The organism is Aquabacterium sp., from assembly GCF_004297345.1.
Classification (GTDB): domain Bacteria; phylum Pseudomonadota; class Gammaproteobacteria; order Burkholderiales; family Burkholderiaceae_C; genus Aquabacterium.
The window spans coordinates 1-8161 of sequence record NZ_SCTN01000353.1; the positions used below are offsets into that span (position 1 = coordinate 1).

8 protein-coding genes, 1 pseudogene and 1 riboswitch are annotated in these 8161 nt (G+C 59.9%); of the genes and pseudogenes, 3 read left to right on the forward strand and 6 right to left on the reverse strand.

The annotated features are described in order from the left end of the window. Together glyA and EPO09_RS12965 are read right to left on the reverse strand one after the other, a co-directional pair. Positions 1 to 141: pseudogene (gene glyA / locus EPO09_RS12960) on the reverse strand (serine hydroxymethyltransferase); the annotation flags it as partial. A gap of 60 nt (positions 142 to 201) precedes the next feature. Beyond that, positions 202 to 356, reverse strand: a riboswitch (ZMP/ZTP riboswitch). Between the two features lie 12 nt (positions 357 to 368). After that, a complete protein-coding gene (locus EPO09_RS12965) occupies positions 369 to 1403 on the reverse strand; it encodes a lytic transglycosylase domain-containing protein (RefSeq protein WP_290643729.1) in 1035 nt (344 codons plus the stop codon). 319 nt (positions 1404 to 1722) lie between these two features. Here EPO09_RS12965 and EPO09_RS12970 point away from each other — a divergent pair, with 319 nt between their 5' ends. Continuing rightward, positions 1723 to 3315, forward strand: a complete 1593-nt coding sequence (locus EPO09_RS12970) for a UbiD family decarboxylase (protein ID WP_290643743.1) — start codon at positions 1723 to 1725, stop codon at positions 3313 to 3315. A 200-nt stretch (positions 3316 to 3515) separates the two neighbouring features. Here EPO09_RS12970 and EPO09_RS12975 read toward each other — a convergent pair whose 3' ends face one another. Beyond that, on the reverse strand, positions 3516 to 4364 hold the full coding sequence (locus tag EPO09_RS12975) for a YdcF family protein (RefSeq protein ID WP_290643731.1): 849 nt from the start codon (positions 4362 to 4364) through the stop codon (positions 3516 to 3518). Positions 4365 to 4448: 84 nt separating this feature from the next. Between EPO09_RS12975 and msrA the strand changes: the two genes are divergently transcribed. Further along, complete coding sequence (msrA, locus tag EPO09_RS12980; RefSeq protein ID WP_290643733.1) at positions 4449 to 5021, forward strand: peptide-methionine (S)-S-oxide reductase MsrA; 573 nt, start codon at positions 4449 to 4451, stop codon at positions 5019 to 5021. Between the two features lie 21 nt (positions 5022 to 5042). On the opposite strand, the gene pdxH is transcribed toward msrA, so the two are convergent. Then, positions 5043 to 5693 carry a pyridoxamine 5'-phosphate oxidase gene (pdxH, locus tag EPO09_RS12985; protein ID WP_290643735.1) on the reverse strand — a complete coding sequence of 217 codons (651 nt, stop codon included), beginning with the start codon at positions 5691 to 5693 and terminating at the stop codon, positions 5043 to 5045. Between the two features lie 134 nt (positions 5694 to 5827). Between pdxH and EPO09_RS12990 the strand changes: the two genes are divergently transcribed. Continuing rightward, complete coding sequence (locus tag EPO09_RS12990) at positions 5828 to 6442, forward strand: NTP transferase domain-containing protein (RefSeq protein ID WP_290643737.1); 615 nt, start codon at positions 5828 to 5830, stop codon at positions 6440 to 6442. Positions 6443 to 6549: 107 nt separating this feature from the next. Here the strand turns inward: EPO09_RS12990 and EPO09_RS12995 are convergent, their stop codons facing one another. Next, positions 6550 to 7245 (reverse strand): hypothetical protein, encoded by a 696-nt coding sequence (locus EPO09_RS12995; protein WP_290643739.1) that lies wholly within the window; start codon positions 7243 to 7245, stop codon positions 6550 to 6552. Between the two features lie 316 nt (positions 7246 to 7561). Beyond that, positions 7562 to 8161, reverse strand: a 600-nt coding sequence (locus EPO09_RS13000) for a hypothetical protein (RefSeq protein WP_290643741.1), incomplete at its 5' end; no start/stop codon positions are given.

Sequence of the window (8161 nt, forward strand, 5' to 3'; positions counted from 1 at the left end):
GGCCTGCATCACGGCGGGCGAGGTGTAGTTCTCGGAAGCGATCAGCTCGATGTGATCTTCCTGGCGCTGGTTTTCTGCCTGGATGGCAGCCCAGAGTTCGGCATCGACGTTGGCAATAGTGTGTTGGGCACGGTCAAACATGACTTGGCAGTCCTCTTCTAGGTTGAAGTCCCGCAGCACTGACCAATAAAGGCCAGGTGTGAGGGCTGCCCAGGCGAACGGCTGACTCAGCCCGGGCATCATCAGTCAAATGACTGAACAGCCCCTTGGGCCGGCCGCGCTTCCCGGTGGTTCACCACCTCAGGCAAGGATGCTGTTCAGCACCCCACCATGTATCGCCAGTTGCGCGGCTGGATCGGATTGTAATCTCAGTGAGCGGTCGGCGTCAGCAGCGCGACTTGCTCAGGACGATGTGCCACAGGGGCAGCGTCACTGGCAGCAGGAGCCACAGGCTGAACGCCAGCTGGGTTGGCAGCAGCCGACCCAGCCTTGGCTGCGGCCGCCGGCGCCACCGGCACGTCAGCCTGCACCACAGCCTGAGGCAGCGACACCGTCACCGGCAGCTTGACACCATTGGCGACCTGGCGCAGATACCCTTGCTCGGCCAGCACCTTGGATGCATAACCACCATCGTCCACCAGATTGGCCGCACCCACGTAGTACTTCAGACCGCCTTCCAGGCTACCGGCCTTGTGGATGCACTCCTTGAGCACCTGCACACCCACGCGCAGATTGGTCACGGGATCGAATGCGGCATTCTGGCCACCGAAGATCTGGTACTTGTCGCTGTGCACACGGGTCATGACCTGCATCAGCCCTTGCGCGCCCACGTGGCTTTGCGCAAAGGGATTGAAGCCGGACTCGATCGCCATCACGGCCAGAACCAGGGTGGGCTCCAGATTGACACGGCGGCCCACGGCCCAAGCCTCCTGCACCAGGCGGCTGATCGGCTCAGGCGCCACGTTGTAGCGGCGAGAGATCCAGTAGGCCACGGCAGACTGCTGGCGATTCAACTCGGAAGGATTCGTCGCCGTCGCGCGCTGAATGGCATCAGGCTCAGCCATGGCCAGCAACTCGCCGTCGTTGTCGCCGGCATCGTCAGCGGCCACGCCTGCACGCAGGTTGGCACGCTCCATCAGCCAGTTCAGGGCCTGTGATTCCAGCGTGAAGCGCACATCGGCACGCCCCATCAGGAACAAGGCTGCCACGACCGCGGTCAGGCCGACCATGGCCAGCGCGTTGTGGCTCACGCAGCGTACGCCTTCCAGCACGTCCTGCACGAACAAAACGGCAGGCGAGCGCAGACCAGCCACCTTGCGGCCGGCCTTGGGGGACTTCTCAACCTCATCAGCACCAACTGCCACGAACTCCAGGCTCGTCGCAGCACGTTCATACGCTGTCATGCTTCTCCTTTCCTCACGTCGCCTCGGCGCGCATCGGCTGACCATCAGGTCATCTGCCGGCAGCACGCCCAGGCGCCAGTGATAATGGCCCCGGCTCGACACGATGGCGGGAGCGGTGCAAGCTCACTCGCCATCAAAAAAGGCCTGCCAAACATCAGCAGACCCCAAAGAACCGCCAGGGCTGGCAGCGTTGTGCCTCGTCAGAGACACACAAGGGGAAACCCGGAAAAACTGAAGCCGGGTTCGTTCGGGGCGGATTCTAGGCAGGCCTGTAATAACCAGTCAAGCATATAGAAGTGCTTTCTTATAACTTCAAATGATGAAATACCGTGATTTGCGCGACTTTGTGGCCGGTCTGGAGCGGCTGGGCGAGCTGAAGCGCGTCCCAGAGGCGGTCTCTACGTATCTGGAGATGACAGCACTGAGCGATCGCGTGCTGCGCGCAGGTGGTCCGGCGCTGTGGTTCGAGCATCCTGTACCCCCTCAAAAAGGTGGTCAAAATAACGCAGATCGTTACAAAGTCCCGGTTCTGGCCAACCTTTTTGGCACACCAAGGCGTGTGGCTTTGGGCATGGGCGCCGATGACGTGAGCGAGCTTCGTGATATCGGTCGCGTGCTGGCCAGCCTCAAAGAGCCCGAACCGCCTCGCGGTTTGAAGGACGCCGGCAAGCTGCTGCAGATGGCCAAGGCCCTGTGGGACATGAAGCCCTCCACCACCCGCAGCGCGCCTTGCCAGGCAGAGGTTCGCGAAGGCAGCGAGGTGGACCTGACCGAGTTGCCCATCCAGCATTGCTGGCCTGAGGACGCGGCGCCTTTGCTCACCTGGGGGCTGGTCGTCACACGCGGCCCGCAGAACGTACCCAACCCACGCCGCCGGCAGAATCTGGGTATCTATAGACAGCAGTTGATCGGCAAGCGCCAATTGATCATGCGATGGCTGGCTCATCGCGGCGGCGCGCTCGACTTCCGCGAGTTCGCGCTGGCCAATCCTGGCAAGCCCTTCCCCATCGCCGTGGCCCTGGGCGCTGACCCCGCCACCATCCTCGGTGCCGTCACCCCCGTCCCGGATTCATTGAGCGAGTACCAGTTCGCCGGCTTGCTTCGCGGCAGCCGCACCGAAGTGGTCAATACCGATGTGGGCGAAGGCGATCAATGGCTGCAAGTGCCATCCAGCGCCGAGTTCGTATTGGAAGGTCACATCCCGACTGCGCCCGCTGGCTACAAGGGCGTCAGCGAACACGGCGTGCCATTGATGGAGCGTGGCGGCTACCTGCATGCGCTCGAAGGCCCGTTTGGCGACCACACCGGTTACTACAACGAGCAGGACTGGTTCCCCGTCTTTGAAGTGCAGCGCATGACCAACCGTAAGGATCCGGTCTATCACTCTACTTATACAGGCAAGCCGCCCGATGAGCCTGCTGTGCTGGGCGTGGCGCTCAATGAGGTCTTCGTGCCCATCCTGCAAAAGCAGTTCCCCGAAATCGTGGACTTCTATCTGCCCCCCGAAGGTTGCAGCTACCGCATGGCCATCATCAGCATGAAGAAGGCCTATCCAGGCCATTCCAAACGCCTGATGTTCGGCGTGTGGAGCTTCTTGCGCCAATTCATGTACACCAAGTTCATCGTGATCTGCGATGACGATGTGAACATCCGCGACTGGCAGGAAGTGATCTGGGCCATCACCACCCGCATGGACCCGGTGCGCGACACCACACTGGTTGAAAACACCCCGATCGACTACCTGGATTTCGCCTCACCTGTCAGTGGTCTGGGCGGCAAGATGGGGCTGGATGCCACCAACAAATGGCCCGGCGAAACCAGCCGCGAATGGGGGCGCACGATCACCATGCCCGACGCCGTGAACGCCCGTGTGGACGACATCGTTTCGCGCATTCTTGGTCAAAAGACGTGAGTGAAATCAGCCCCATCCGACAAATGGACTTGCACTGCACAACGGCTTGAACTAATCTGAGCACGTCTGCTAGGCAGGCAACCTAAAGGGACGCAGTCTCTGCGTCTTGGGAAGTGGCAAACCAACTTTTTGCCCTTTCCTCGGACGGCCCGCGTGCCGCTCCAACCCCCGGCTTAGCCCGGGGGTTTCTCTTTGTGGGCTCAGGTTTTCAGCAATGCAGCCAGGCACTCCTTGAGCGCCAGGCGCACGCCCACGCTGCCTGCAATGGACGGCATCCAATCGAGCCAGGCTCGGTCCTCATGCTGCCAAAAACCCATGGGCGCAGGCGTCACCTTGATCACTGGCGAACCAGGCCGCAGCTCAACATGGCGCTGCGCGGCCTGCTCGAAGTCCCGCAAGGCACGAGGCATATGGAAAGCATCGGTCACCAGCACAATCTCGGGCACATGCTGATCGGCCAGCATGGCCACGGTCAGGGCCGCGTTGCCGCGCGTATCGACAGACTCAGCCTCGACCCAACGCATGGGTACGCCATAGGTCTGCTGCGCCACCTTGGCGGCGATATCAGCCTCGGATGCGCCCTTGTCACCGCGCTGTGCCCAACCCACGCCACCAGAAAAACCGAGGGGCAAGCCCGTGCGGCGCACCAGCCAGATGCCATAGCGCAACCGCTCGGCAGAGAACTTCGACAAATCCGAAGTGCCATATTCCATGGCAAACGCTTCGCGGCCACCGCCCAGCACGATGATGGCTGCCGGCGGTGCCCCCCCCTGAACAGATCGCCCCCCTTTTCGCACCACCAGCTCCAAGCGAGCCAGCGCCTCACCTTGCAAGGCCACAGGCGGGTGCAAAAACCGATCTTGCAACCAGACAGCCGTGACCTGGCAGGTTGACATCCATACGCCCAGCACACCCAGCATCAACACCAGGTAGCCTAGCCCACGGCGCGGCAAGATCAAGCGCGCGCCAATCAGAATCAGCAGCAAGAACGGCACCGGCGGCAGAGCCAATGTGGTCAAAATAGGTTTGTAGATACCCCAATCATTCATCCCACATTCCCCTGCGTCCGGCCACCAGCAACGTGCTGCCTATTTGGATAAAGTGAGGGGAGTCTACGCAATGGAACGCACGTCATGACAGGGTCTACACAATCCGACAACATCATCGCCGAGGAAGCGACCTTCGCAGGCGGCTGCTTCTGGTGTATCGAAACCGTCTTCAATCAGTTGCAAGGCGTGATCGAGGCTGAATCAGGCTACAGCAACGGCCCGCACCCGCACCCTCACCCTAGCTATGAAGACGTGTGCTCAGGCCTGACCGGCCACGCCGAAGTGGTCAGGGTACGCTTTGACTCGCGGCGGATCAGCTATCAGCAATTGCTGGAAGTATTCTTCGCCATCCATGACCCCACCACGTTGAATCGCCAGGGACACGACGAAGGCAGCCAGTATCGATCGGGCATCTACACCCACAGCGCACAACAGGCCCTGCAGGCCCGAGCAATGATCGAACACCTGACCATCAGCAAGGTGTTCCAGGATCCCATCGTGACGGAGGTGGCACCCATCACCAACTACCACCCCGCCGAGGCCTATCACCAGCGCTATTTCGAACAGCACCCGGGCCAGGGCTACTGCGCCGTGGTGATTTCACCCAAGGTCGATAAATTCCGCAAGACCTTCACAGACTTGCTGAAACCGAACTGAGTGACGCCAGCCTCGCGTCTATCAGGGGGCCAGACGCTGGATCAGCCAGGATCCGTCTGGCTGCAACTCGTACGCAATGCGGTCGTGCAGACGAGAACTGCGGCCTTGCCAGAACTCCCAGTGATCGGGCACCAGGCGATAGCCACCCCAATGCGCAGGACGCGGAGGATCATCACCCAGCTTCGCCTGCTGCTCTTTCCACGCGGCTTCGAGCACCTCACGTGATGCCAACACCTGGCTTTGCGGCGAGGCCCAGGCACCAACGCGCGAGCCTGCCGGGCGACTACGGTAATAGGCATCCGACTCCTCATCGGACACCCGCTCCACGCGGCCCTCCACGCGCACCACGCGCTCCAGTTCTGGCCAGAAAAACTGCATGGCCGCCATCGGATTGGCCAGCAAATCCTGCCCCTTGCGGCTGGCGTAATTCGTGAACCAGACCAGCCCACTTGCGTCCGCCCCCTTGAGCAGCAGCACACGGGTCGATGGCCTGCCATCTGCGCTGGCCGTGGCCAGGGTCATGGCATTGGGCTCCAGCGCTTTCGCTTTCACCGCCTCGTCAAACCAGTGATGAAACTGGTTGATCGGTTGGGGGAGAACATGCGACTCATCGAGTTCGGCTTGTTCATAGCTTTTGCGCATTTGCGCCAGATCGTGCGGTGTCTTGTCCATATTCAAAGTATCGGCCAGTTCTATTGCCACCTGAAATGACGGGGATCAAATCCGCGCTCGGGTATGCCCCTAAGTGAAGCCTCGGTGGTGCAGCGCAGCAATTACGGTCACACTTTGTTGCAAGAGGCTGCCCTATGAACAACCGCGCCACCGTCATCATCCTGCCACCATCTGGACCAGATGGCCGGCATGGGCTTGTGGCCCCCCAAGATCCCGTCGCAGCTTTCGGGCTGCTGCAGACCACGCTTTACCGCGTTCTGGCCAGTCAATTGCCCATGGTCCTGGTGGCACCCAAGGCCATCACGGATCAAGCCAGAGGCCTGCTCCCACACAACTGCTTGGTTGATGCATCTGCGGAAGGCGGTTTGGACGACGCCTACTCCTTGGCCCGATCTGTCGCAGCGGGCGTTCTGGCCAGCTCTCAGGCGGATGGCTGGCTGGTTCTACCAGGGGACATGCCCATGCTCAGCGTCGATACGCTCAAGCTGGTGTCCAACGCCGTTCAGACCTACCCCATTGCCTACGCCCAATACCAGGCCAGACGAGGGCATCCCATGGGCTTTGGCAAAGAATTGTTCTCGGAACTGGTGCACCTTGATCTCGACCGGGATCTGCACCGACTCACGAGCCGCTACCCGGCGGAAGGCATTGATGTGGATGACCCTGGCGTGGTGATGCAGGGCCAGGTCAGCCAGCACATGCCTGTAGCTGGCATGGATTTGCCGTTCAGCGCCAGATCGCACTCCTGATGCTGAACTGATTCATCGCTGGAAAGACAAAGGGCACACCGTTTTCACGGTGTGCCCTTTTTGCTCCCCGCCAGATCAAATCGATCTGGCGGGGAAGGATCACATGATCACTTGGCCACGTAAGGCGTGGTCGAGATAGGACGGGCACGCAGCTTCAAGCTGATGTCCTGGGTCAGGGAGCCGTAATCCAGGTCCAGCGCGAACACTTCGTAAGTTTGGAGTTCCAGCGCTTGCGTGTAAGAGGCCTTGGTTTCTGGCGTCAGCATCAGCTTGTCCAGCACTTCGTGGCCAGTGATGGACACGGGGAACTTGTACTTCAAAGCCAGAGGCGTGGCCACATGGTAGTTGTAGATGGCCTGTTGCTTGACGGTGGGCTTGCCCAGAGGTGTCACGTCAGCCAGCACTTGCTTGCGCACGTAATCGATGGTGAAGTTGGCCAGCGTCAGTTGCAGAAAACGCGTACCGGTGTCCATGTCATAACGAGAGAACACGAGAGCCGAACCCACAGCCGAACCCGAAGCGATGTTCAAGGCATTGCCAATCACGATCTTCGTGATGGGCATGTTGTAAGCGTTGTTGTTGGTCTGACCTTCGGTCTGGAACACGGTACCCACAGTCGTGGCAGTACCACGAGCTTCGATGGTGATGTAAGCCAAGCCCATCGCGCCCAGCACTTCATCAGGGAACTTCTGCACCGAGTTGGAAACGGTGAAGTTGATTGGGATGGTCAGATTGGCTTGGGCAGACAGAGCGGCCATACCCAGAACTGAGGCAATAGCGATCGAACGGAGGTTCAACTTCATATGGGATCCTTGGCGTGAAAGAGGTGGTTATCTGTTGTTCACACATTGCGTTGTGCGATGTAGTAATAATGGGCTAACCACATCCATTGCCTCCCCCCCTGGATGAGTGCCGCGACTTGATCAAGCGCTAACTAAGTCACACCGACTCGTAGAAACCCCAGGCGTTCACCTGAGGCAAAACCAAGGGGTTTCACTAAATCCCATCAAAAAACCACAACACGAAATGAAAAAGGCGCCCCGCATTTGCGGCGCGCCTTTCTGTGCGGTGAATCGACCATTCAAGGTCGATTCGGCTCCACAGCCATTCAGTAGAAGATTACTGAACGGTGTAGGGCTTGGTCGAAGCCAGCTTGGGCTTGCGGGTGGTGGAGTTGATGTCCTGGGTCAAGGTACCGAAGTCTTGATCCAACTGAGCAGCAGCCCAGTCAGGCAAAGCCAGAGCGGACACGAAAGCAGCCTTGGCATCAGCAGTCAGCTTCAGTTGGTCCAGTACTTCATGGCCGGTCACGGTCAGAGGGAACTTGTACTTCAGAGCCAGAGGCGTAGCCACGTGGAAGTCGTACACGGCGATGCGCTTGGCAGGACCGGCAGCCACTTCCTTGGAACCGTCAACGGTGCCGTCTTGGGTCGAAGGCGTTGCGTCAGCCGTCACTTGCTTCTTCACGTAGTCGATGGTGAAGTTAGCCAGGTTCAGCCCCAGGTAGATACCGTCGTCATTAGCGTAACGGAAGCGCAGAGCGGAACCAACAGCCGAGCCAGCAGCGATGTTCAGCTTGGAGCCGATCACGATCTGGGTCACGGGGAAGTTGAACGACTGCGAGTTAGGCACAACGACGCCAGCAGGCACGTCACCCAGGGCGGTGGCGTTGCCACGACCAGCGACTTCAACGTACAGCAGGTCAAACGATTGCAGGGC

Bases quoted from the DNA above. Each gene is read 5' to 3' on its own strand.
- EPO09_RS12995 (WP_290643739.1), bottom strand. From the start codon at position 7,245: ATGAAGTTGAACCTCCGTTCGATCGCTATTGCCTCAGTTCTGGGTATG.
- msrA (WP_290643733.1), top strand. From the start codon at position 4,449: ATGACAGGGTCTACACAATCCGACAACATCATCGCCGAGGAAGCGACC.
- pdxH (WP_290643735.1), bottom strand. From the start codon at position 5,693: ATGGACAAGACACCGCACGATCTGGCGCAAATGCGCAAAAGCTATGAA.
- EPO09_RS12965 (WP_290643729.1), bottom strand. From the start codon at position 1,403: ATGACAGCGTATGAACGTGCTGCGACGAGCCTGGAGTTCGTGGCAGTT.
- EPO09_RS12970 (WP_290643743.1), top strand. From the start codon at position 1,723: ATGAAATACCGTGATTTGCGCGACTTTGTGGCCGGTCTGGAGCGGCTG.
- EPO09_RS12990 (WP_290643737.1), top strand. From the start codon at position 5,828: ATGAACAACCGCGCCACCGTCATCATCCTGCCACCATCTGGACCAGAT.
- EPO09_RS12975 (WP_290643731.1), bottom strand. From the start codon at position 4,364: ATGAATGATTGGGGTATCTACAAACCTATTTTGACCACATTGGCTCTG.